This window comes from Microbacterium sp. TW_SC_2 (assembly GCF_055361165.1).
Genome location: NZ_CM143952.1, coordinates 2,253,396 through 2,277,049 on the forward strand (window position 1 = coordinate 2,253,396; position 23,654 = coordinate 2,277,049).

At 68.3% G+C, this 23,654-nt stretch carries 22 protein-coding genes and 1 tRNA gene; 7 read left to right on the plus strand and 16 right to left on the minus strand.

Features of this window, described 5'->3' with window-relative positions; all coding sequences use genetic code 11:
• Position 1 precedes the first annotated feature (1 nt).
• Positions 2-73 (minus strand) — tRNA-Gln (locus ACWA14_RS10710).
• Positions 74-204: 131 nt separating this feature from the next.
• On the opposite strand from ACWA14_RS10710, the gene ACWA14_RS10715 reads away from it, so the two are divergent.
• Genes ACWA14_RS10715 through ACWA14_RS10725 form a run of 3 tightly spaced genes read left to right on the plus strand, consistent with a single transcriptional unit; the run spans position 205 to position 2,171 of the window.
• A complete protein-coding gene (locus tag ACWA14_RS10715; protein WP_463793240.1) occupies positions 205-705 on the plus strand; it encodes a GNAT family N-acetyltransferase in 501 nt (166 codons plus the stop codon).
• Positions 706-712: 7 nt separating this feature from the next.
• Positions 713-1,207 carry a MarR family winged helix-turn-helix transcriptional regulator gene (locus ACWA14_RS10720; protein ID WP_463793242.1) on the plus strand — a complete coding sequence of 165 codons (495 nt, stop codon included), beginning with the start codon at positions 713-715 and terminating at the stop codon, positions 1,205-1,207.
• Between the two features lie 19 nt (positions 1,208-1,226).
• A complete protein-coding gene (locus tag ACWA14_RS10725) occupies positions 1,227-2,171 on the plus strand; it encodes a pseudouridine synthase (RefSeq protein ID WP_463793245.1) in 945 nt (314 codons plus the stop codon).
• Here the strand turns inward: ACWA14_RS10725 and ACWA14_RS10730 are convergent.
• The 5 genes from ACWA14_RS10730 to ACWA14_RS10750 form a co-directional block, all read right to left on the minus strand.
• The gene (locus ACWA14_RS10730; protein WP_463793247.1) at positions 2,158-2,817 is read right to left on the minus strand and encodes a methionine ABC transporter permease; all 660 of its coding nucleotides are present in this window, start codon (positions 2,815-2,817) and stop codon (positions 2,158-2,160) included. The two genes, ACWA14_RS10725 and ACWA14_RS10730, sit on opposite strands and share 14 nt — an antisense overlap.
• A complete protein-coding gene (locus tag ACWA14_RS10735; RefSeq protein WP_463797431.1) occupies positions 2,817-3,860 on the minus strand; it encodes a methionine ABC transporter ATP-binding protein in 1,044 nt (347 codons plus the stop codon). Before ACWA14_RS10735 ends, ACWA14_RS10730 begins: the two co-directional genes overlap by 1 nt.
• 94 nt (positions 3,861-3,954) lie before the next feature.
• Positions 3,955-4,866 carry a MetQ/NlpA family ABC transporter substrate-binding protein gene (locus ACWA14_RS10740; RefSeq protein ID WP_463793249.1) on the minus strand — a complete coding sequence of 304 codons (912 nt, stop codon included), beginning with the start codon at positions 4,864-4,866 and terminating at the stop codon, positions 3,955-3,957.
• Positions 4,867-4,980: 114 nt separating this feature from the next.
• Positions 4,981-6,780: a Na+/H+ antiporter gene (locus tag ACWA14_RS10745; protein WP_463793251.1), complete on the minus strand. Its 1,800-nt coding sequence runs from the start codon at positions 6,778-6,780 to the stop codon at positions 4,981-4,983.
• Between the two features lie 138 nt (positions 6,781-6,918).
• Positions 6,919-8,748 carry an ABC-F family ATP-binding cassette domain-containing protein gene (locus tag ACWA14_RS10750; RefSeq protein WP_463793254.1) on the minus strand — a complete coding sequence of 610 codons (1,830 nt, stop codon included), beginning with the start codon at positions 8,746-8,748 and terminating at the stop codon, positions 6,919-6,921.
• A 119-nt stretch (positions 8,749-8,867) separates the two neighbouring features.
• Here ACWA14_RS10750 and ACWA14_RS10755 point away from each other — a divergent pair, with 119 nt between their 5' ends.
• The gene (locus ACWA14_RS10755; protein WP_463793256.1) at positions 8,868-9,794 is read left to right on the plus strand and encodes a spermidine synthase; all 927 of its coding nucleotides are present in this window, start codon (positions 8,868-8,870) and stop codon (positions 9,792-9,794) included.
• A gap of 15 nt (positions 9,795-9,809) precedes the next feature.
• Here the strand turns inward: ACWA14_RS10755 and ACWA14_RS10760 are convergent, their stop codons facing one another.
• The gene (locus ACWA14_RS10760; RefSeq protein WP_463797505.1) at positions 9,810-10,454 is read right to left on the minus strand and encodes a hypothetical protein; all 645 of its coding nucleotides are present in this window, start codon (positions 10,452-10,454) and stop codon (positions 9,810-9,812) included.
• Between ACWA14_RS10760 and ACWA14_RS10765 the strand changes: the two genes are divergently transcribed.
• Positions 10,396-10,605: a glycoside hydrolase family 125 protein gene (locus ACWA14_RS10765; RefSeq protein ID WP_463793258.1), complete on the plus strand. Its 210-nt coding sequence runs from the start codon at positions 10,396-10,398 to the stop codon at positions 10,603-10,605. The genes ACWA14_RS10760 and ACWA14_RS10765 overlap by 59 nt on opposite strands.
• Here ACWA14_RS10765 and ACWA14_RS10770 read toward each other — a convergent pair whose 3' ends face one another.
• From ACWA14_RS10770 to ACWA14_RS10785, 4 genes are all read right to left on the minus strand, one after another.
• Positions 10,606-11,724: a substrate-binding domain-containing protein gene (locus tag ACWA14_RS10770; RefSeq protein WP_463793261.1), complete on the minus strand. Its 1,119-nt coding sequence runs from the start codon at positions 11,722-11,724 to the stop codon at positions 10,606-10,608.
• A 59-nt stretch (positions 11,725-11,783) separates the two neighbouring features.
• Entirely contained in the window at positions 11,784-13,154 is a 1,371-nt protein-coding gene (gene mmsB, locus ACWA14_RS10775; RefSeq protein ID WP_463793263.1) for a multiple monosaccharide ABC transporter permease, read from the minus strand.
• Positions 13,151-14,671 (minus strand): multiple monosaccharide ABC transporter ATP-binding protein, encoded by a 1,521-nt coding sequence (mmsA, locus tag ACWA14_RS10780; protein WP_463793265.1) that lies wholly within the window; start codon positions 14,669-14,671, stop codon positions 13,151-13,153. The genes mmsB and mmsA overlap by 4 nt, the downstream gene beginning before the upstream one ends.
• Before the next feature lie 154 nt (positions 14,672-14,825).
• A complete protein-coding gene (locus tag ACWA14_RS10785; protein ID WP_463793266.1) occupies positions 14,826-15,839 on the minus strand; it encodes a LacI family DNA-binding transcriptional regulator in 1,014 nt (337 codons plus the stop codon).
• A 307-nt stretch (positions 15,840-16,146) separates the two neighbouring features.
• Between ACWA14_RS10785 and ACWA14_RS10790 the strand changes: the two genes are divergently transcribed.
• Positions 16,147-16,812 carry a DUF998 domain-containing protein gene (locus ACWA14_RS10790; RefSeq protein ID WP_463793268.1) on the plus strand — a complete coding sequence of 222 codons (666 nt, stop codon included), beginning with the start codon at positions 16,147-16,149 and terminating at the stop codon, positions 16,810-16,812.
• Between the two features lie 146 nt (positions 16,813-16,958).
• Here the strand turns inward: ACWA14_RS10790 and ACWA14_RS10795 are convergent, their stop codons facing one another.
• Genes ACWA14_RS10795 through rsmA form a run of 3 tightly spaced genes read right to left on the minus strand, consistent with a single transcriptional unit; the run spans position 16,959 to position 19,851 of the window.
• A complete protein-coding gene (locus tag ACWA14_RS10795) occupies positions 16,959-17,891 on the minus strand; it encodes a 4-(cytidine 5'-diphospho)-2-C-methyl-D-erythritol kinase (RefSeq protein WP_463793270.1) in 933 nt (310 codons plus the stop codon).
• A 13-nt stretch (positions 17,892-17,904) separates the two neighbouring features.
• Positions 17,905-18,972 (minus strand): L-glyceraldehyde 3-phosphate reductase, encoded by a 1,068-nt coding sequence (gene mgrA / locus ACWA14_RS10800; protein WP_463793271.1) that lies wholly within the window; start codon positions 18,970-18,972, stop codon positions 17,905-17,907.
• Between the two features lie 9 nt (positions 18,973-18,981).
• Positions 18,982-19,851, minus strand: coding sequence for a 16S rRNA (adenine(1518)-N(6)/adenine(1519)-N(6))-dimethyltransferase RsmA (gene rsmA, locus ACWA14_RS10805; protein WP_463793273.1), 870 nt, complete (start codon positions 19,849-19,851; stop codon positions 18,982-18,984).
• Positions 19,852-19,906: 55 nt separating this feature from the next.
• Here rsmA and ACWA14_RS10810 point away from each other — a divergent pair, with 55 nt between their 5' ends.
• Positions 19,907-21,193 (plus strand): MFS transporter, encoded by a 1,287-nt coding sequence (locus tag ACWA14_RS10810; protein WP_463793275.1) that lies wholly within the window; start codon positions 19,907-19,909, stop codon positions 21,191-21,193.
• On the opposite strand, the gene ACWA14_RS10815 is transcribed toward ACWA14_RS10810, so the two are convergent.
• Both ACWA14_RS10815 and metG read right to left on the minus strand, forming a co-directional pair.
• Positions 21,172-22,044 carry a TatD family hydrolase gene (locus ACWA14_RS10815; RefSeq protein ID WP_463793277.1) on the minus strand — a complete coding sequence of 291 codons (873 nt, stop codon included), beginning with the start codon at positions 22,042-22,044 and terminating at the stop codon, positions 21,172-21,174. The genes ACWA14_RS10810 and ACWA14_RS10815 overlap by 22 nt on opposite strands.
• A 2-nt stretch (positions 22,045-22,046) precedes the next feature.
• On the minus strand, positions 22,047-23,624 hold the full coding sequence (gene metG / locus ACWA14_RS10820; RefSeq protein ID WP_463793279.1) for a methionine--tRNA ligase: 1,578 nt from the start codon (positions 23,622-23,624) through the stop codon (positions 22,047-22,049).
• Positions 23,625-23,654: the final 30 nt, after the last annotated feature.

The following is a 23,654-nucleotide window of genomic DNA, read 5'->3' on the forward strand; positions in this document are numbered from 1 at the left end:
GCTCCGCCGCCAGGGTTCGAACCTAGACCTCACAGCTCCAAAGGCTGTCGTGCTGCCATTACACCACGGCGGACCGCGGCGCCCCCGGGGACGCCACCGGTCAATTCTGCCACGCCGCGGCCTTCCCGCCCGTGCGAGCGGGATTCGTGCGGTGCGCGCGGGAGTCGACATCCGCAGGAAACACGGTGGCGTCATGATGTCGGGATGGGCATCATCATCCAACGCATCGAGACCGCCACCGCCGAGATGGCCGACTTCCTCCTGGCCCACCTCGACGATCTCGAGGACACCGCTCCCCCGGAGAGCCGCCATGCTCTGCCGTTCGATCGCCTGCTCGCACCCGGAGTGCGGTTGTTCGCCATGACGGACGACGGCCGCCCGATCGCCTCCGGGGCGCTGGCGACGGTCGACGCCCACCACGAGGAGGTGAAGTCGATGCGCACCGATCCGGCGTATCGGGGCCGGGGGCTCGGCCGGGAGATGCTCGACCATCTCGTGGCGGATGCCGCCGCGCGCGGGATCCGGCGCATCTCGCTCGAGACCGGCAGCTCCGACTTCTTCCTCCCGGCCCGCGCCCTGTACGCCGCTGCCGGCTTCACGGAGTCCGCGGCCTTCGGTCGCTACCGCCCCGATCCGCACAGCGTCTTCCTGACGCTCCATCCGGTGCCGGTCGCGGTGATCGCATCGGGCGCGCAGGCGCGATAATGAACGGATGAGCGCAACGGACGAGGTGGATCGGATCGTCGGTGCGTGGAACACGCAGCGGCCCGATCTCGACTTCTCCCCGCTCGAGGTGCTCTCGCGCATGGACCGCCTCTCCCGGCATCTCGACCGCGCCCGGCGCGACGTCTTCCGGCGCAGCGACATCGAGCCGTGGGAGTGGGACGTCCTGTCGGCACTGCGCCGCGCGGGCGCACCGTTCCGACTCTCCCCCAAACAGCTGCTGCAGCAGACCCTCGTCTCGAGCGGCACGATGACGAACCGCATCGACCGCCTGGTCGCGCGGGATTTCGTGCGTCGCGAGGCCGACCCCGGCGACGGACGCAGCGTGCTGGTGATCCTGACCGACGACGGGCGAGTGCGCGTGGATGCCGCGATCACGCGGCTCGTCGACGTCGAGGCCGAGCTGCTGCGGGGCCTGTCCCGATCCGATCGCGATCGCCTGGCCGGACTGCTGCGCAAGCTGAGCCTCAGCTTCGACGCATGAACGGCGCCGACTGATGGCGATGGCCTCGCCCCTGCCGGTGCGCGACGGTGTCGGCGCGACACGGCTGCACGTGCCGCTGTCCGGTCCCTGGCCGAGCATCGCCGCGTACATGGCCGAGCGCTTCTTCCATCTCGACAGCGAGACGCTGTTCGCACGCTTCGACCGCGGCGAGATCGTCGACCGCGACGGCGCTCCGATCGCTCGCGACGCGCCCCTCGGTGCCGCGGAGTTCATCTGGTACTACCGGCTGCCGCCGCAGGAGACCCCCCTCCCCGTCGAGATCGCGATGCTGCATCAGGACCGCGATCTCGTCGTGGTGGACAAGCCGCATTTCCTCCCGACGACGCCCGGAGGGAAGTACCTGCAGAACTCCGCGCTCGTGCGGCTGCGCAACCTCCTCGACATCCCGGAGCTGACCCCGATCCATCGGCTCGATCGCGCGACGGCCGGCGTGCTGATGTTCTCGGTGCGGCCGGAGACCCGCGGGGCCTATCAACTGATGTTCGAGAATCGCGCGGTGAGCAAGGTCTACGAGGCGGTGTCGGCGCTTCCCGCGGACTGGGATGCCGCGGCGCCCGCCCTGGACGGCCAGCCGTTCCCGGTGATCCACCGCAACCACATCACCAAGAACCGCGGTGAGGTGCGCGTGCAGGTCGACGCCGAGCGCAAACCGAACTCGGAGACGCTGATCGAACTGCAGGGGGCCGACGACCGCGTGCTCCACACCCTGCTGCGTCCGCACAGTGGGAAGATGCATCAGCTCCGCGTGCACCTCGCCGCCCTGGGCATCGGCATCCTGAACGACGGCTTCTACCCCGAACTGCTGCCCGAAGCGCCCGACGACTACCGCCGCCCCCTGCAGCTGCTGGCGCGGGAACTGCGGTTCGTGGACCCGTTGAGCGAGCGCGAGCGTGTCTTCACGACCACGCTCACGCTGCAGGAAGCGCCGGTCAGCGGCGCATGATCCTGCGCGCGAGACGGGTGCCGAGCAGCTGCACGAAGTGCACGAACACGACGATCAGGACGATGGCCGCCCACATCACCACCGGCTCGAACTGCCGGAATCCGTAGATCTGCGCGAACGCGCCGAGGCCGCCGCCGCCGATCAGTCCGGCCATCGCTGTCATGTCGATCAGGGCGACGACGATGAACGTGTAGCCGAGGATGAGGGGCCCGAGGGACTCCGGGATCGCGACCGTGAAGAGGATGCGCCAGGGCCCCGCGCCCATCGACCGCGCCGCTTCGATCACGCCGGGAGACACCGACACGAGGTGCTGCTCGACGATGCGGCCGATCGCGAAGGCCGCGGCGAGACCGATGATGAACGCCCCCGCCGTGGTGCCGATGCCGACGCCCACGACCGCGCGAGCGAAGGGCTGCGCGACCGCCATGAAGATCACGAAAGGGATCGGACGGAAGAAGTTGACCGCGAGGTTCGCGATCGTCGACACGACCGCATTCTGCACCAGACCGCCCGGGCGGGTGACGTAGAGGATGATGCCGATCAGGAGTCCGAGCACGCCGCCGAGCACGAGCGCGAATGACGTCATGTAGAGGGTCTCGAGGGCAGCGGCCCAGAACTCCGGTCCGAGTTCGATCAGACGATCCATCAGCGGCTCTCCTCTCGGGCGATCTCGGTGACTTCGACCCGTTCGCCGATCGCGGCCAGGGCCCGGTCGATCGCGGCGCCGTCTCCGCGGATCGCCAGCGTGAGGTGGCCGAAGGCACGGCCGCGGATGTCGTTGATGCCGCCGAACACGAGCTCGAAGTCGAGCCCCGCCCCGGCGAGGTCGAGGAACACCTGCGCCTGCGAGGAGTCGCCGTCGCGGAAGGACAGCGTGACGATGCGCCCCTGATGCCGCTCGCGCAGCACCGCCAGTTCGGCGGGCGAGGGCAGGCCCTTCACGACGGTGCCGACGAAGCGCTGCGACGCCGGGTTCTGCGGGGCCGAGAACACCTCGAACACGTCGCCCTGTTCGATCACGCGACCGTTCTCCATGACGGCGACCTTGGTGGCGATGGTCTGGATGACGTCCATCTCGTGCGTGATGATGACGATCGTGACGCCCTGCTCCTGGTTGACCCGCTTCAGCAGGTCGAGCACCTCATGGGTGGTCTGCGGGTCGAGGGCGCTGGTCGCCTCGTCGGCGAGCAGGATCGCGGGTCCGGTGGCGAGGGCGCGCGCGATTCCGACGCGCTGCTTCTGCCCGCCGGAGAGCTGCTCCGGGTAGGCCTTCGCCTTGTCGGAGAGTCCGACGAACGAGAGCAGCTCGGTCACGCGCGCCTCGATGTCCGCCTTCTTCCACCCGGCGAGGGTGAGCGGATACGCGATGTTCGCCTTGACGCTGCGGGAGGAGAACAGGTTGAACTGCTGGAAGATCATGCCGATCCCGCCCCGGACGCGGCGCAGCTCGCTCTCCTTGAGCGCGGTGATGTCGACGCCGTCGACATGGATCGCACCCGACGTCGCCGGTTCCAGCGCATTGATGAGCCGCACGAGCGTCGACTTGCCCGCGCCCGAGTACCCGATGATGCCGAAGACGTCGCCCTTCTCGATCTCGAGGGTCACGTCGTCGACGGCGACGATGTCGCCATCGCCGGGGGTACGCGAGGGGTAGGCCTTCGACACGTTCGTCAGGCTCACGATCGGCATGGGTGCTCCGGTCTTGTTCTCGGGAAAGACGAATCGGGTGACGCGCGCGGCGTCACCCGATTCTGACATCAGGCGGGATGGCTCCCACCCGTGCTCACTTGTTGTCTTCGGTGTCCTTCTGGACCTTCTTCAGCGAAGCGACGAGGTCTTCGACCGGCGTCTGCAGCGCCACGGCGGTGTCACCCGACGATTCGGCGAGGCCCGCCTGCACGTCCTCGTCGGTCTGGAAGATCTCGACGAGACGCTGGAAGGTCGCGTTGTCGGCCTGATCGGCGCGGGCGGCGAAGATGTTCACGTACGGCAGCGCGTTCGGGTCTTCGGGGTCGTCCTGGGCGATCGCGTCGTCGAAGGTCAGTCCGGCATCCTGCACGAAGTCGTTGTTGATGATCGCCGCGGCCACGTCGGGCAGCGACGTCGGGATCAGGGCCGCCTCGAGGGCGGTGACCTTCACCTTGGACTTCGCGGTGTCGACGTCGGCGACGTCGGAGAAGATCGTGCCGCCGCTCTTGAGCTCGATCAGGCCGGCCGACTGCAGCACGAGCAGCGCACGGGCCTGGTTGGAGGCGTCGTCGGGCACGGCGACGGTCTCGCCCTTCGGGATGCTCTTCACGTCGTCGTACTTCTTCGAGTACAGCCCGAGCGGGTAGATCGCGGTCGAACCGATCGGCGTCAGATCCGATCCCGAGTTCACGTTGTAATCCGCGAGGTACACGATGTGCTGGAACTGGTTGAGATCGATCTCGCCCTCGCTCAGCGCGGGGTTCGGCTGCTCGTAGGAGCCGAAGTCGACGAGCTCGACCTCGATGCCCTCTTCGGCGGCGGCGTCGACGAACGCGGGCCACTGCGGGTCGGCCTTGCCGACGACGCCGACCTTGACGACCTCCGGCGTGGAAGAATCTCCGCCCTCGGCCCCCGCGTCGGACGACGCCGTGGCGCACCCGGACAGGGCGATGAAGAGCGGCACCGCGGCGAGCGCGGCGAGGAGGGAGGTGGAGCGGCGTGACATGGGATTCGGGTTCCTCTCTGGGGGGACTCAGCTACGTTAGACAGGCTTCGGGGCGCGAGCGGAATCCGCCCGTCACACAGCGTCACAGCGGCAGATCCCGGGCGTGGCGCAGGATCAGTCGAACTCCTCGATGCCCTGCAGCCGCACCTGCTCCAGGTCGAGACGGGCGGAGATGCGGCGCACGATCTGGTCGTCGACGGTGCCGGCGCGGCGCAGGCCGAGCAGCACCTCGCGCTTGCGCTCCAACAGCGCCAGCTTGAGCGTCGAGTGCTCCTCGTGCCGGATCAGCGGGGACCGCTGCATCACGTCGACATCCGCCGAGGTGGCGATCATCTGCAGCGTGACGCCCTCCGTGCCGCCGTCCGTGATGTCCGGGAGGACGTTCGAGGGGGCGGGAACGGCCCCGCCGTCGGTTCCCTCCTGGTCGACCGCGCTCGCCTGTGCGCCGACGACGGCCCCGCCGAGCGGATCGGGTTCGCCCAGGAGGTCGTCGAGTGCGCGCGCCTCGGCATCCACGAGCGCCTGCTCCCGGGCGAGCGACCGGGCGTTGGCGAGCTCGAGCATCAGGTACCCTTCGGAGCGCACGCGATCGCGCACCTCCTGGCCGATGCCGTGCGTGGTCGCCAGTTCGTCGAGAGACGCGAGCGCGGCGCCCGAGATCGCGCGCTCCGCGAGCTCGTACTCCTCGTCGGCGGCGTGATCGACGGGGATGCGCGCCCACCGCACGACGGCGGGCAGCAGCGGACCCTGCACGAGCAGGCTCAGCAGGATGACGCCGGCGGTCACGAACACGATCTCGTCACGGCCCGACACCCCGGCGCCCTCCGCGACGCCCGCGGGCACCGAGAGCGCGATCGCGAGGGACACCGCCCCGCGCATCCCCGCGATGGTCGACACGACCCGGGCGCGCGAGCGCAGACCCCGCGGGGGCCGTGGTCCCGAGGTGCGCTGGAAGGGCACGGTGAGCAGCTGGAAGACGAAGCGCACCACGAGCAGCACCAGCCAGACCGCGAGCGTCACGAGCACGAGACGACCGATCGCCGCGCCGGAGATCTCGTGCACCACGAACTGCACCTCGAGGCCGATCAGCACGAACAGGGCACCGTTGAGCAGGAAGACCCCGAACGGCCAGACGGCATCGGTCTGACGCCGCGAGGCCGCCGTGGTGACGCGCGGCGAGACGACGGCGACGGCGAGGCCCGCCACGACGACGGCGAGCACGCCCGAGGCATGCACGATCTCGGCGAGCAGGAACGCGGTGAACGGGATCAGCAGCAGCGTGACGTTGATGACCATGGTCGAGGAGATCCGCCGCAGCAGCAGGAAGCCGAGTGCGGCGACCACCGCTCCGGCCGCGACTCCCCCGACGTACGACATCAGGACCATCCCGGTGACCGAGAGCGGGGTGACCTGCCCGCCCACGGCCAGCGAGACCGCGATCGCGTAGAGCACGAGGGCGGTGCCGTCGTTGGTGAGGCTCTCCGCCTTGAGCTTCATGAAGGTGCGCCGCGGGAGCAGCCGCCCGAGAGCGGCGACGGCTGTGGCATCCGGCGGCGCCACCGCCGCACCCAGGATGAGCGCGATCTCCCACGGCATCCCGAACAGCACGCCGACGCCCGCGACTGCGAAAGCGGATGCCACGACGAGAAGAGTGCTCATCGGCAGGATGTAGCGGAAATCCCGTCGGATCGACCGCAGCGATGTGGTGAGGCTCTCCCAGAACAGGATCACGGGGAGGAACAGCAGCAGCACGGTCTCGGGAGGCAGCTGCACCTCACGCAGCGGAGGGATGAATCCGAGCACGAGCCCGAAGACCACCAGCACCAGCGGGAGAGCGAGCCGGATGCGCGGTGCCAGCAGGGCTCCGGCGAGAATCGTGAGCCCGAGCAGGACCGTGACCTCGAGTCCCTCCATGCGTACCTCCCGGATGCCGCGGAGTCCTGGCGTGCGACACCGGCTGGCGTCAGACCCTGCCCAGAGCACAGCGCATCGCACTGTCACCGTATTCCCCCGCACACCGGGTGCGACAGACCCTCCCGCGCGAACGGGCGTTCAGCCGATCTGCTCCGTGAGCTCGAACCAGCGCAGTTCGAGTTCGTCGATCTGGGTCTGCTGTTCGTCGATCGCCTTCATCTTCTCGGCGAGGCCGGCGAAATCGGACTGATCGTGCTCCGCGAGCGCCTGCTTGGCCTTGTAGTTCTGCTGGGTGAGCTTCTGGATCCGGCGCTCCAGCGCGGAGACCTCTTTCTGCGCCGATCGCAGCGACGCGCCGTCGAGAGCCGAGGCCGTGGACGCGGCGGTCGCGACCGCCTTCGACGTCGCCGCACCCTTGGCGACGTTCGACTGCTGCAGCTGACGCAGGCGCAGATACTCGTCCACGCCGCCGGGAAGATGGCGCAGATGCCCGTCGAGCAGCGCGTACTGCTGATCGGTGACGCGCTCGAGGAAGTAGCGGTCGTGCGAAACGACCAGGAGAGTGCCCGACCAGGAGTCGAGGAGGTCCTCGATCGCGGCCAGCATGTCGGTGTCGAGATCGTTGGTGGGCTCGTCGAGGATCAGCACGTTCGGCTGGTCCAGCAGGACCAGCAGGAGCTGCAGGCGTCGCTGCTGACCACCGGAGAGATCCTTGACGGGAGTGGAGAGCTGCGCCGAGTCGAACCCGAGCCGCTCGAGCAGCTGCCCCGGGGTGAGATCCTGCGCCTTCGAGCCCGATCCCATCGTGTACGAGGTGCGCAGCCGTGAGATCACGACGCGGACCGGCTCGCGCCGCACGTCCTCGAGCTCGTCGAGGCGCTGGGTGAGGGTCTTGACCACCACGGTCGAGCCGCGCTTGACGCGGCCGACCGTCGGCTCGATCGTGCCGGAGATGAGTCCGAGCAGCGTCGACTTCCCGGCGCCGTTGACACCGAGGATGCCGGTGCGCTCTCCCGGAGCGATCCGCCACTCGATGTCGCGGAGCACGACCTTGTCCTCGAGGTTGATCCCCGAGGGCGGGTAGGTCACGCCGACGTCGAGCAGGTCGACCACATCCTTGCCGAGACGCGAGACCGCGAGCGACTGCAGGGAGACCTTGTCGCGAATCTCGGGGACATCGGCGATGAGCTCGTTGGCCGCGTCGATTCGGAACTTGGGCTTGGCCGTGCGGGCCGGGGCCCCGCGACGGAGCCACGCGAGCTCCTTGGTCGCGAGGTTCTGACGCTTCGCCTCGGTGGCCGCCGCCATCCGGTCGCGCTCGACGCGCTGCAGGATGTAGGCCGCGTAGCCGCCCTCGAAGGGCTCGACGATGCGGTCGTGCACCTCCCAGGTCTCGGTGCAGATCTCATCGAGGAACCACCGGTCGTGTGTCACGACCAGGAGCGCCCCGGAGTTGCCCGACCAGCGCTTCTTGAGGTGCCCGGCGAGCCATGTGATGGCCTCGACGTCGAGGTGGTTGGTGGGCTCGTCGAGGGCGATGACGTCCCAGTCACCGGCGAGCAGCTTGGCCAGGGAGACGCGGCGCCGCTGCCCTCCGCTGAGCGAGCCGATCTCGGCATCCCACGGCAGATCCGTGAGCAGACCTTCGATGACGTCGCGCGTCCGGGCGTCACCGGCCCACTCGTACTCGGGGGTGTCGCCGACCACGGCCTGACTGATCGTGAGGTCGTCGGAGAGCGTGTCCGCCTGCGAGAGCACCCCGATCGTGGTGCCGCCGCGGACCGTCACACGACCGGAGTTGGGCTCTTTGAGCCCGGCGAGCATGCCGAGGAGACTGGACTTGCCGTCGCCGTTGCGGCCGACGATGCCGATCCGGTCCCCCTCCTCGATGCCGAGGGTCACGGAGTCGAAGACGACCCTGGTCGGGTATTCGAGATGTAGGGCTTCTGCCCCGAGAAGATGTGCCATGTCCTCTCCAGGGTAGTCGTCTGCGGGCGACCGCCAGCCCTCGAGAGCGAGGAGGGTTCTCCGCCGCTCCGTTCCGACGAGTGGTCACCGACCGATCCCGTCCGACCTAAACTCGACGGGTGCCATGGAAACGCCGGGTGTTCTCCCTCTCACTGGACGATCACACGGCGAAGCTGGTGCGGTCGAGATGGCGGCCGGGCCGCTACGAGCTCCGCGTCGATGGAATCCCCCAGTCGGTCGTCTCGATGACCGACCCCACCGCCCTCGAGTATGCGTACACCCGGCACATCGCCCGCGCGATGGATGCCGCCGCGGAGCCGGGCGCCCCGCTGTTCACCGTGCATCTGGGAGCCGGAGCACTCACGCTGGCGCGCTACGTCGAGGCCACACGGGCCGGATCCCCCCAACTCGTGGTCGAGTTCGAGCCCGCGCTGTATGCGGCGGTGATCGCCGCGCTGCCCCTGCCTCCCGGCTCCGACGTCCGCGTCGTGTTCGGCGATGCGCGGGCGGTCGCGGACGCGGATCTTCCGGAAGGGGGGCCATCGCCGGTGCCGTCAGCGCCGCCCTCCGGACTCGACGCCGCCGCGTCCGTTCGCACCGCCGTGGGCGCCGACTGGGTGGGGGCGGGCTTCACCGTCGTCGATCTCTGGGATGCCGCCGTCATCCGACATCACGTCGCCAGCCAGGAGTTCTACCGTCGGGTCGCCGCCCGCTCGGCCGCGACGGGCGTCGTCGCCGTGAACCTGCTCGACGGGCATCCGTTCGAGTACTCGCGTCGGCAGGCGGCCACCCTCGGCTCCGTGTTCGCCCACGTCGCCGTCGTTCTCGCGGCGGGTCCGGACGATGAGGAAGGGCCGCTCGGCAACGTCGTCGTCTTCGCGAGCGATGAGCCGCTCGACATCGTGACGACGCCCGGCCTGTTCGATGCACCGCGACCGCACGTCCTGCACGGCGGTCCGCTGACCTCCTGGATCGCCGGCGCACGCGTCATGACCGACGCGGACGGCACGGACTCCCCGCGCCCCGACGACCCGATCTGGGACTGACGCCCCGCGTCCGGGTCAGGCGCGCTGCACGGCCTCCAGCGTCGTGATCCCGCGGTCCGCCAGTGCCGGCGCATCCGCCGCGACCCGCGACGTCACCACGGTGACCGGCTCGCCCTGCTCCCGCAGATCGTGCCAGCGCTCGAACACCGCACCGCCCGGCGCCAGGTCGGTGCGAGAGAGCGGAAGGTCGGCATCGTCCACATCGACGACCACGCCGACCGTACGAGGGAGAACCGAGGCTCCCGCCCCGGACCGTGCCTCGGCGACCAGCTCGGCGAAGCGCCGCCCGAGAGGCTTCACCGTGTTGTCGACGTCGAGGAGACCGAGCGAGTACTCCAGATCCTTGTAACCCCCGAGGGCCCGCGACACGTCATGCGAGCACCACCAGGTGATTCCGTAGAGGCCCGGCGTCGTGAGCGCGGCCTCGACCGTGCGCGTGGCGAACTCCGGCATCTCGTGGTCCGCAAGGTTCATCGAGGGCGCACCGACCTCCTGCAGCCAGACCTGTCGCTGCAGGTCCGTCGCGAACGCCTTCGAGAGCTCGATCATCCACTCCGCGTGCCGGACGGACTGCGGGGCGAGCCCGCCGTAGCGCGTGGCCGTGCCGAATCCGTACTGGTTCGCCGGGCGTGCGCTCCGCGGTGTCGGCAGTCCGCACACGCGATCCGGCAGGGTCTGGCCGATCGCCCTGGCCGTGGAGGGTCTGGTCGGCGGCGCCGAGGACCGCGTCCGCTGTCTTCGGATGTGGTGGCAGACGATGAAAGAGCCGCCCGGGTCAGATGACCCGGGCGGCTCCGTCGTGACTCAGTGATTACTGGTAGGACTGCACGATCTCGAGCAGGCTCGGGACGTTGGCGTACGCCTCCAGAGCGTTCTCCTGGGTGACGATGATCGGGTCGAGCAGGTATGCCGGGACGACCTTCTTGCCGTTGTCGTACTGCTCGGTGTCGTTGACGTCGACTTCCTCGCCCTTCTGGAGCTGGCCGACCATCTTGATGGACTGGTCGACGAGGAGCGCGGTGTCCTTGTTGATCGTGGAGTACTGGATGCCCTCCATGATCGACTTGACCGACTCGACCTCGGAGTCCTGACCCGTGACGACCGGAACCGGCTTGCCGGCCTGCTGCACCGACGTGATGATGGCGCGGGCGAGCGTGTCGTTCGGGGAGAGGACGCCGTCGAGCATCTCGGAGCCGTACGAGGACGTGAGCAGCGAGTCCATGCGGCGCTGCGCGTTCTCGGGCTTCCAGCCCTCGGTCGCCGTCTGAGCGATCTCGGTCTGACCCGAGACGATGTTCAGCGTGCCGTCATCGATCTTCGGCTGGAGCACGTCCATCGCACCGTTGAAGAACACCGGGGCGTTGGCGTCGTCCGGCGAGCCGGAGAACAGCTCGATGTTGTACGGAGCCTCGTGGTCGGAGCGCTCGGCGAGACCGTCGAGCAGGGCCTGGCCCTGGAGCTGGCCGACCTTGAAGTTGTCGAAGGCGACGTAGTAGTCGACGGCCTCGGTGTTCTCGATCAGGCGGTCGTACGCGATCACCGTGACGCCGGCGTCGCGGGCGGCCTCGACCTGCGTGGACAGCTGCTTGCCGTCCTTCGCGCCGATGATGATGACCTTCGCCCCACCGGTCACCATGGCCTGGATCTGGTTCTGCTGCTCGGCGACCGTGTTGCTGGCCGGTGCGTACTGCACGTCGGCCTTGAACCCGGCCTCTTCGAGACCGTCGGTGAACAGCTGGCCCGCGAGGACCCAGTTCTCCGAGGTCTTGTCCGGAAGCGCGACACCGATCGTGGCGCCGGCGTCGAAGCCTGCTGCGGCCTCCTCGCCCTCTCCGGAACCCGTGCCGCCGCCGCGCTCCGAGGAGCAGCCGGTGAGGGCAAACGCGCCTGCGACGACAAGCGCTGTCGTCGACAGAAGAATTTTCTTCATGTGATCTCTTTCTCTGGTGTGTGAAGGTCTCATCGCGCGTGCGGCACGCGAATCGACCCCTACTTTCCGCGCGTCTCGTCGACGGCGGGGGCTTCGTACTTCTGGTTGGTCGGGTAGTTCGCCTTCGGGTCGAAGGTCTCGAGCGCAGGATCGTCCTTGCGTCCGAAGCGGCGGGTCATGAAACCGATGAGCGACGGGCGGCCCTGCTGCTTGTTCCAGACGTCGACGCCGACCGCGAGCAGGAGCACGAGGCCCTTGATCATGGAGACCACGTCGGCTCCGGCGCCGAGCAGCGCGAGTCCGTTGTTCAGGAAGGCCATCACGAGACCACCGATGATCGACCCGATCACGGTTCCGATACCACCGGAGACAGCCGCGCCACCGATGAACACGGACGCGATCGCGTCGAGCTCCCACCCGTTTCCGTCCTGCGGTCCCGAGGCCGTGGCGCGGGAGACGTAGATCATTCCGGCGAGGGCGGCGAGCACCGACATGTTCATCATGACGAAGAAGTCGACCCAGCGGTCCTTCACGCCCGAGAGGCGTGCGGCCTGACGGTTGCCGCCGACCGCGTAGATGTGACGGCCGAAGACCGTGTTGCTCGTCATGAACGTGTACAGGATCACGAGCAGCAGCAGGATCACGCCGGAGATCGGGAAGCTGGTGCCCTCACGCCCCGTGGCGAACAGCCAGCCGGCGATGAGGATCACGACCGAGATCAGGACGACCTTCGTGGTGCTCACCCATGCGGGGGCCATCTCCGACCCCATCTTGCGCTGGGCGCGGCGCGTGCGGATCTCGGAGATGACGATGACGGCGACGCCGATCAGCGCCAGCACCATGGTCAGGACGTTGAAGGGGACCGGGATGAACGGAAGCTCCGGCAGGTAGCCGGCACCGATCACGCGGAAGCCGTCGGGAACGGGGATCGACTGCGAGTCGCCCACCCACTGGTTCGCTCCGCGGAAGAACAGCATGCCGGCCAGGGTCACGATGAACGCCGGCACTCCGACGTACGCCACCCAGAAGCCCTGCCAGGCCCCGACCAGCACGCCGACACCGAGGCCGAGCAGGATCGCGAGCGGCCAGGGGAGGTTACCGTCCGACATCGCCTTCGCCACGATGATGCCGGTGAAGGCGGCGACGGAGCCGACGGACAGGTCGATGTGTCCCATGATGATGACCATCACCATGCCGATCGCGAGGATCAGGATGTAGGAGTACTGGTTGACGACGTTGATCAGGTTCCCCGACGACAGTGTCAGACCCTGTCCCTTGAAGATCCAGGTCAGCAGCTGGAAGACGACCAGGATGACGACGAGGCTGCCGAGGATGCCGAACTGGCGCAGCGTCGACTGTCCGCCTCCGAACATCTTCGTGATGTCCTTGAAGTGGAAGCCGCGCTTGGCGGTGGTGGAGTCGGTGGTCATGCGGATGCTTTCTGGGTCGCGGAGGTCATGCTGCGCATGAGGGCCTCGGGTGTCGCCTGGTCGGCCGGGATGCAGTCGGTGACCCGACCTTCGAAGACGGTGTAGATGCGGTCGGAGATGCCGAGGAGCTCGGGCAGTTCGCTGGAGATGACGATGACGCCTTTGCCCTGCGCCGCGAGCTCGTTGATGATCGCGTAGATCTCGTACTTCGCGCCGACATCGATACCGCGGGTGGGCTCGTCGAGGATGAGCAGGTCGGGATCGGTGAACATCCACTTGGCCAGCACGACCTTCTGCTGGTTGCCTCCCGACAGCTTGCCGACGCCCTCTTCGACCGACGGCGTCTTGATGCGCAGCGCCTTGCGGTACTGCTCGGCGACGGCGTATTCCGACCGGGCGTCGACGACACCGCGACGGGCGATCTTCGAGAGCTTGGCCGACACGGTGGCGCGCTTGATGGTGTCGAGCAGGTTGAGTCCCAGCACCTTGCGGTCCTCGCTGACGTACGCGAGGCCGTGCTTGATCGCGGATGCGACGTCGGGGAGCGTGATCTCCTGGCCGTCCTTGATCATGGTGCCGGACAGATAGGTGCCGTACGAGCGCCCGAAGATGCTCATCGCGAACTCGGTGCGCCCCGCGCCCATGAGCCCGGCGATCCCGACGACCTCGCCGCGGCGGACGTTGATGCTCGAGCCCTTCACGACCGTGCGCTCGGAGACCGTCGGGTGCTGCACCCACCAGTCCTTGACCTCGAAGAACACCTCGCCGATCTCGGGCGTGCGGTCCGGGTACCGGCTCTCGAGCGAGCGGCCGACCATGCCGCGGATGATGCGGTCCTCGTTGATCTCTCCGCGCGAGATGTCGAGCGTCTCGACCGTGCGTCCGTCGCGGATGATCGTGATCTCATCCGCGATCTGCTCGATCTCGTTGAGCTTGTGGCTGATGATGATCGACGCGATGCCCTTGGCCTTGAGGCCCAGGATCAGGTCGAGCAGGTGCTGGGAGTCGTTCTCGTTGAGCGCGGCGGTCGGCTCGTCGAGGATCAGCAGCTTGACGTCCTTGTTCAGCGCCTTCGCGATCTCGATCAGCTGCTGCTTGCCGACGCCGAGGGTCTTGATCGCGACGTCCGGGTCCTCGTTGAGGCCGACGCGCGCGAGCAGTTCGAGCGCCCGCTGCTTCTGCGCCTGCCAGTCGATCCGGCCGAAGCGACGGATCTCGTTGCCGAGGAAGATGTTCTCGGTGACGGACAGCTCCGGGATGAGAGCCAGCTCCTGGTGGATGATCACGATGCCGGCATGCTCGCTGGCCGCGATGTCCTTGAAGCGCTGCTCACGGCCGTAGAGAAGGATCTCGCCCTCGTACGTGCCGGCCGCGTACACGCCGGACAGCACCTTCATCAGGGTGGACTTCCCCGCGCCGTTCTCGCCGCAGATCGCGTGGATCTCACCGCTGCGAACGGTGATGGAGACGTCGGAGAGAGCTTTCACCCCCGGGAACTCCTTGGTGATGCTGCGCATCTCCAAGAGCGGACCTGAAACAGTCGGCAACGTTGCTGTAGTGCTCACGGATCTTCCTCGGTACGTGCGGTCACCTTCGATGTGACCGTTCACATTGATTACATCGTCCAATGCGGAGCGGACCGTGTCAAGTCCGCACCGATATTTCGTGTTGCTACCGTGACCCGGACGATTCGCGCAGGCGCAGCGTCGTCTGGAGGGGGCCGAATGTCGGCAATGCTTCGCCGCGGATCTGCGCCAGGAGGATCGTGACCGCTCGTCGCCCGAGCTCCGGGAACTCCTGATGCACGGTGGTGAGCGTCGGGGCGACGTGGGCCGCCACCGGCACATCGTCGAACCCCACGACGCTCACGTCGTCGGGCACGCGGACCCCGGCGTCCCGGAAGCCGTGGAGCAGTCCGATCGCCATCAGGTCGTTCGCGGCGAACACGGCGGTGAAGTCGCGGCGACGGGACAGCTCCTGCCCGGCGAAGTAGCCGAAGTCCGCCGTCCAGTCCCCGCGGATCGGCGGGAACGTGGGCAGATCGGCCTCCCGCAGGGCGTCGAGGTAGCCCCGCATGCGCGACTCCGCCTCGATCCAGTCCTGCGGACCGGCCAGGTGAAGGATGTCGCTGTGGCCCAGCCCGATCAGGTGTTCGGTCGCCGCTTTGGCCCCCGCCACCTGGTCGGCCGAAAGGCTGACGCCGTCGGAACCGGACGCCGTCTGGAGCGTCACGAACGGCATGGAGACGTCCATGCCGCGCAGGACATGGAAGACGCGCACCTGCGGCGCGAGCACGACGATGCCGTCGACCTGCTCCCGCGCGAGCTGGCGAACGGCCGTGCCGATCGCCTCCGGGGTCGTGGACGGCAGATTGAGGGTCGAGACCGAATAGCCCTCCTCGCGCGCCGCGTCTTCGATGCTGGCGATCGAGGACGTCGGCCCGAACTCCCCGATCGTGGCAGAGAGGATGCCGAGCATGTTCGACTTGCTGGTCACCAGCGCACGGGCTGCCAGATTCGGCCGGTAGTCGAGCACCGAGATCGCATCGAGGACCTTGGCCTTGGTCTCCGGACGGATGCTGGCATGGTCGTTCAGGACACGCGAGACGGTCTGGTGGGAGACCCCCGCCAGGCGCGCGACGTCACGGATACTCGGCAACCGGGCGCGATCGGAAGCGCTGGACATCGCAGCCTCCTCGCATGTGCACGGTCACATCTCCTCCTCATTATGTCCCGGGAACTCGTTTCGCGCATATCGCCGTGTCGGCGGGGAGACGCCGGCGGGCTCCGCCCCTCGTCGCTCCGGCCTGCTCCATCGAAAAGAGAAATCCGTCAGGACCCGGAAGTTTCGCTAGACTGACCACTACAGAAGCGGTCCGTCGTAGCTCCGCACCCGATGAACGCTCGCCCGAGGGGGGACTCTCTACCCGTCCTGGCCTGCCGCCGAGCGTATGGCGACAGGAACAGCCATGAGCGCCCCCCGAAGAGCGTTTTTGACACTCACCGCAGCGAGCCTGCTCTGTGCCGGCATCATCGCCGCCACAGTCACGACGACAGACCCCCGGTGGTGGGAGCTGTACTTCAGCCGCCTGGGCATGACGGACGACTTCTCCGCCATGCTCTTCAACGGCGGAGTGATCGCGGCCGGCGCGACGATCACGGTGTCCGCGATCATGATGCGGCTCTGGCTGCTGCGGTGGCTCATGACGGATCCGACATCCTCCCGGCACGCGGCACGGGTCGTGCCCCTGTTCGTCGCGCTGCTCGGACTCAGCCTCACCGGCATCGGGGTCTTCCCGCTCTCGCTCGACAAGGTGGTGCACGACACCGCGGCCAACGGCATGCTGCTGTCGTTCGCCGCGTTGCTGATCGTGCACCGGCTCTTCCTGCGCTCCCTGTCTCGTGCGCTCAGTGTCCTCGCGATCATCGCCGGCTGCAGCCTGATCCTCGCCATGGCCGCGATGGCCGCCGGATTCATCAACCTCACCGTGTTCGAAGCCATCGGATTCACGGCGATCCTGACCTGGGTGCACCTGCTCGAAAAGCACGTGAAGCGCCTGTCCCCCGCGGTCGGCCCGATACGCTCAGCAAACTCACAGCGATTTTTTGTGTCCCCCATTTGGGGGACAAGCAAAGTCGCTGTAATGTCGTTCCCGTAGCTGGGGCTACACGGGGAAGCGTCTGGGGCGCGGAACCATTCGAAGTGAGGCAGCACCGCCACGTCCCTTGTGGCGAGCCCCCTCTCGAGAGCCGGTTGGGGAACCGGAGATCTCGAGAGGGGCTGCCCGCTCCGGCACCCGCCCGGTCACGAAATGATGCGCGCGCCCGGCACCGGCCCGTGCACATGGATTGCCTCCCGACCGGACAGGTGCAGTTCGTCCTGCACCTCGCGCGCCGCATCGGGGTCGGCGCAGAGCAGCGCGACCGTGGGTCCGGAACCTGACACGATGCCCTGCAGGGCACCCGCGCGCACTCCGGCCCGAATGGTCTCGTCGAGGTCCGGACGTTCGAACACCGCAGCGGCCTGCAGGTCATTGAGCAGGGTCTCGGCGAGCTGCGCCGGATCCCCCGCTCGCAGCGCCTGCAGCACCGGGATCGGGACGTCGAGGGAGAGCGGCGGATCGTCCGCCAGCGCGCCCTCGGCGTCACGCAGCGCATCGAGCCTCCCGTACACGGCCGGCGTGGACAGCCCTTGCGGGCTCGTCACGAGTACCCAGTCGAAACGCCCACGGGCGAGCGCCGGATTGAGCTGGTCGCCCCGCCCCGTGCCCACCGCGGTTCCCCCGTGCAGGGCGAACGGCACATCCGCCCCCAGCCGCGCGGCCAGATCATGCAGGCGTGCCGGCGACAGATTGGTGCCCCACAGGGCATCACAGGCCACGAGCGCCGCCGCGGCATCCGCCGACCCTCCGCCCATGCCTCCCGCGACGGGCACGTTCTTGCGGATCTCGAGCGCCACTCCTCCGGGGTGATCGGTGGCGGTCGCCAACAGCTTCGCCGCGCGCATCGCCAGGTTGCGGTCGTCGAGCGGCACAGAACCGGCATCGTCGATTCCCGAGACCATCACGGAGAAGTCGTCCGCGGGGCGAGCGATCACATCCTCGAAGAGCGAGACCGCCTGGAACACCGTCGCGAGCGCGTGGTAGCCGTCGTCATGGCGACCGCCGACACCGAGATACAGGTTGATCTTTCCCGGTGCCCGTACCCGCACGGACTCGTTCGACACGGCGACGCTCATGACACCGGACCCGTCACAGCTCCGCGGACTTCGCCCACAGGTCGACGTCGATCGACCCCGCGAGCTCGTCGATGCGGGCCAGCTCCCCCGCGGTGAAGTCGGGCCCGTGCACCGCGGCGATGTTCTCGTCGAGCTGCGACGGCCGGGAGGCGCCGATGAGTGCCGAGGCGACGACGGGATCGCGCAGCGTCCACTGCAGGGCGAGCTGGGCGAGAGACTGACCACGATCGCGCGCCACCTCGTTGAGCGAGCGCAGGGTCGCAACAGCGTCCGCGGTGAGCGGTCCATCGGGCAGCGAACCGCGCTGCTGGGCCCGATCGGCCGTGCCGTCCCCGAGGTACTTGTCGGTCAGCAGCCCCTGCGCGAGCGGGGTGAACGCGATCGCCCCCACTCCGTTCGTCCGCAGCGTGTCGGTGAGTCCGTTCTCGACCCAGCGATTGAGGATCGAGTACGCCGGCTGATGGATGACCAGAGGCGTGCCCAGCTCCGCGGCCACGTCGACGGCCTCCTGCGTGCGCTCGGCGCTGTAGGACGAGATGCCGACGTACAGCGCTTTGCCCTGGCGCACGAGGGTGTCGAGGGCGGCGACGGTCTCCGCCACCGGGGTCACCGGGTCTGCCCGATGCGAGTAGAAGATGTCGACGTGGTCGAGTCCCATGCGGGTCAGCGACTGCTCCGCGCTGGCGAGGATGTACTTGCGACTCGCGAAGTCTCCGTACGGGCCGGGCCACATGTCCCATCCGGCCTTCGACGAGATGATGAGCTCGTCGCGGTAGGGGCGGAAGTCCTCGGCGAAGATACGACCGAAGTTCTTTTCGGCGGAGCCGTAGGGCGGGCCGTAGTTGTTGGCCAGGTCGAAGTGCGTGATGCCGCGGTCGAACGCGTGGCGCAACAGGGCGCGCTGGTTGTCGAGAGGGATGTTGTCGCCGAAGTTCCACCAGAGTCCGAGGGAGATCGGCGGCAGGTAGAGGCCGGACGTGCCGACCTGACGGTAGGCGAACTGCTGGTAGCGGCTCTCGTCCGCGGCATACGGACGGTGCAGCTCGGGGACATCGGGGCTGAAGCGCGGAGACTCGGTCACCGTGCCAGATTAGTCCCTGTCGCCCGCCTCGCTCATCGTGGCGGCGTGCTGCGCGATGCGGTGGTAGTCCTCGACCGTGAGGTCCTCACCCCGTGCCGTGGGGGCGACCCCGGCCGCGAGCAGCACCTCGGTGGCCGCGGCGGAGCTGCCGAAGTGACCCGAAAGCGCCTGGCGGAGCATCTTGCGTCGCTGATTGAACGCGGCATCCACGATCTGGAAGGTGCGGCGACGCTCGTCCTCGGATCCGCGCTCTCCGCTGGAACGATCGAAGCCGACCAGCAGACTGTCGACGTTGGGGACCGGCCAGAACACCTGGCGGGAGACCGTGCCGCACAGCCGCCAGTCGCCGTACCACGCGGCCTTGACGCTCGGTGAACCGTACACCTTCGATCCGGGGCCGGCGGCGATCCGCTCGGCCACCTCCGCCTGCACCATCACGACGCCCCGCTGCAGATAGGCGAAGTTCTCGAGGAAGTGCAGCAGCACCGGGACAGAGACGTTGTACGGCAGATTCGCGACGAGCACGGTCGGCTCCCCGGGGAGCTCCGTGATGCGAAGGGCATCGGCGTCGACGACGGTGAGCTTCCCGTCCTCCACACCGTGCTCCGCCGCCGTCTGCGCGAGCCGGGCGGCCAGACGGTGATCGATCTCGACGGCTGTGACGGAGGCCCCGGTCTCGAGGATCGCGAGGGTGAGCGATCCCAGGCCAGGGCCGACCTCCACCACCCGCTCGTTCGGCTGCACCCGAGCGGCGTGCACGATCTTGCGCACCGTGTTCGCGTCGGTGACGAAGTTCTGGCCGAGCTTCTTCGTCGGTGTGACGTCGAGCTCGGCGGCGAGGCGGCGGATCTCGGAAGCGCCGAGCAGGGTGACGGTCATCCTCCCATTCTCCCCCACCGCATCGATGTCTCCCGCCGGTCAGTAGTCTTCTCTGGTGCCCTCCCTCGGTGAACTCGTCGCGCCCCGCCGCATGGGCCGGGATTTCCGGTGGCTGCTCGCCTCCTCCTGGACGAGCAACGTCGGTGACGGTGTCGCACTCGCAGCCGCTCCCCTGCTGATCGCATCGATGACGTCGTCGCCGATCCTGGTGGCGGCCGGCGCGATCCTGCAGTTCCTCCCCTGGCTGCTGTTCGGACTGCACGCGGGCGCGATCGCCGACCGCTTCGACCGTCGGCGCCTCGTCATGGTCGCGAACGCGGCCAGAGCCCTCGTGCTCGCGGCCCTGTGCGTCTTCCTGGTCACGGGCGCCGCCAACATCGGGATCGTGCTCGCCGTCGCGTTCGTCTACGGCACCGCAGAGGTCTTCGTCGACACGGCGGGGAGCACCCTGCTGCCGATGCTCGTGAAGCCCGCCGATCTGGGGATCGGCAACGCGCGCCTGCAGGCCGGATACCTCGTGGCCAACCAGTTCGCCGGACCGCCGCTGGGCGCGTTCCTGTTCGCCGCGGGGACCGCCTGGCCGTTCCTGCTCGAGATCGTGTGCGTGAGTCTCGCGGTCGTGCTCATCTCGCGCATGGCGAAGACGCCCGTCCCGCCGCGGGAGACCGACGTCCGCACTCCCGTCCACACCGACATCGCGGAGGGGCTCCGCTGGCTGTGGCGCAATCCCCCGGTGCGCATGCTGGTGCTCATCATCCTGGTGTTCAACATCACGTGGGCAGCCCCCTGGGGCGTGCTCGTGCTGTACGCCACCGAGCACCTGCAGATGGGCGCGGTGGGCTACGGAGCGCTCACGACCGCGTCCGCGGCGGGCGGCATCCTCGCGACCCTCAGCTTCGGCTGGCTGGAGAGACACGTGTCCTTCGCGACGCTGATGCGGGTGGTGCTGTCGCTGGAGGTGCTCATGCACCTGTCGTTCGCGCTGACCACGACCGGCTGGGTCGCCCTCGTCATCATGTTCTTCTTCGGCGCGTACGCGTTCGTGTGGGGCACGATCTCCACGACCGTCCGGCAGCGCCTGGTTCCCGCCGAGCTGCAGGGGCGGGTGGCCTCGGTGAACATGGTCGGCGTGTTCGGCGGCATGGTCGTCGGGCAGGCGCTCGGCGGGGTCATCGCCCAGGTGTGGGGACTCACCGCGCCGTGGTGGTTCGCGTTCGTCGGCGCGGCTCTCACCCTGGTGCTGGTGTGGAAGCCGATCTCGCACATCGTGTCGGCGAGGCCCGTCACCGGCACCGGGCCCGACGACGCGGAACCCGCGAGTCAGTCGGCGAACGAACCGTAGACCCGCAGGGTGTTCTCGGCGAGCTGCGCGCAGAGCTCGTCGACCCCGATGCCGAGCTCAGCGGCCATGAAGCGCACCGTGATCGGCACGAGGTACGGCGCGTTCGGACGACCTCGCAGCGGCACCGGGGTGAGGAACGGCGCATCCGTCTCGACCAGGATCCGGTCCAGCGGCGTCACCGCGAGGGCGTCGCGCAGGTTCTGGGCGTTCTTGAACGTGACGTTGCCGGCGAAGGACAGGTGATAGCCGGCATCCGCGCAGATCCGCGCCATGGTGTCATCGCCCGAGAAGCAGTGGAAGACCGTCGTGTCCGGGGCGCCGACCCGGGCCAGCGTCTCCAGCACCGCCTCGTGCGCGTCGCGATCGTGGATCTGCATCGCGATGCCGTGCTTCTTCGCGATCGCGATGTGCGCCTCGAAGGAGGTGAACTGCGGGGCCCGACGCTCGGGCTCGGTGCGGAAGAAGTCGAGGCCCGTCTCGCCCACGGCGCGCACGCGGGGGTGCGGCGCGAGCTCGTCGATCACGGCGATCGCCTCGTCGAGACGACCGTCCTCCGCGTACGCGGGTGCGTCGTTCGGGTGGATCGCGACGGCGGCGAGCACACGCGGGTCGGATGCCGCGGCCTCGACCGCCCAGCGCGACGATTCGATGTCACCGGAGGCCTGGACGACCCCGGCGATGCCGACGGCCTGCGCGCGATCGAGCTGCTCGCTCAGCGACAGAGGTTCGTCGCCGTCGAGGATCTCCAGGTGCGCATGGTTGTCGTACACCGGCACCGCGAGCGGCTCCGGGGCCGCCGGATACCGGAGATCCTTGCGTCCGTCGCCGTCCCGCTGCTGCACGTACGTCATCTTCAGGCAGTCGACTCCACGCGCGGGAACAGGGGCGACAGGGTGGCGACGTCTGTGCCCGGCTGCAGGATGCCCCACGCCCCGGCCTCGCGGATCGGCTGATCCTGCAGGCTGCCGAGCGTCGCGTCCGCCCCGAGGGCGACCCAGAGCTTCTCGGTGGCCTGCGGCATGACCGGCGACAGCAGCACGGCCAGCGCTCGCAGCCCCTCCGCGCACGTGTAGAGCACGGTGCCGAGGCGCTCGCGCTGCTCCTCATCGCGCGCCAGAGCCCACGGCTCATTCTCGGTGATGTAGCCGTTGAGGGCGTCGACGATGGTCCAGATCGAGGTGATGGCCTCATCGATGCGGAACTGCTCGACCGCGGCATCCGCCCCCGCCGCGGCATCCGCGACGATCTTCTGGATCGCGAGGTCCTTGTCGGAATAGTCCGCCGCGGCCGGCACGACGCCGTCGAAGTACTTCTGGATCATGGCCGTGGTGCGGGAGGCCAGGTTGCCGAAGCCGTTCGCGAGCTCGGCCTGGTAGCGCGCCGAGAGGTCTTCCCAGGAGAACGAGCCGTCCTGTCCGAACGCGATCGCGGACAGGAAGTAGTAGCGGTAGGCGTCGGATCCGAACACGTCGGTGATCTCGGTCGGCGCGATGCCGGTGAGCTTCGACTTCGACATCTTCTCGCCGCCGACGAGCAGCCAGCCGTGCGCGAAGACGCCCTTGGGCACCTCGACTCCGGCGGCCATGAGCAGCGCCGGCCAGATGACCGCGTGGAAGCGCAGGATGTCCTTGCCGACCACGTGGTAGGCGGGCCACCGACGATCGAAGGTCTCCTGGTCGGAACCGTAGCCGATCGCCGTGGCGTAGTTGAGCAGCGCGTCGACCCACACATAGATGACGTGCGACTCGTCCCAGGGCAGCGGGATGCCCCAGTCGAACGTCGACCGCGAGATCGAGAGGTCTTTGAGCCCCTGGCTCACGAAGGAGATCACCTCGTTGCGGGCGGAGTCGGGGCGCACGAAGTCGGGCTGCGTCTTGTAGAGCTCGAGCAGGCGGTCCTGGAACTCGCTGAGCTTGAAGAAGTAGTTCTTCTCCTGCAGCAGCTCGAGGGGCTTCGAGTGGATCGCGCAGACCTTCAGGCCTTCGAAGGGTCCCGTGCCGTCGACGATCTCCGCCTCGGGCTTGAACTCCTCGCAGCCCACGCAGTAGAGCGCCTCGTACTCGCCGGCGTAGATGTAGCCGCGGTCGTACAGGCGCTGGAAGAACGTCTGCACGTTCGTCTCGTGGCGCTCCTGCGTGGTGCGGATGAAGTCGTCGTTGGCGACGTCGAGGGTCGTCAGCAGCGGGAACCACGCCTCGCTGACCAGCTTGTCGACCCACTCCTGCGGCGTGACGTTGTTCGCCGCCGCGGCGCGCAGCATCTTCTGCCCGTGCTCGTCCGTGCCCGTCAGCATCCAGGTGTCGTCGCCCGCCTGGCGGTGCCAACGCGCGAGCGTGTCGACCGCCACCGAGGTGTACCCGTGGCCGATGTGCGGCACATCGGAGGGGTAGTAGATGGGCGTGGTGATGTAGAACGATTCGCCTGCGGGCATGGGGACAATTCTAGGTGGGATGCCGGGGGT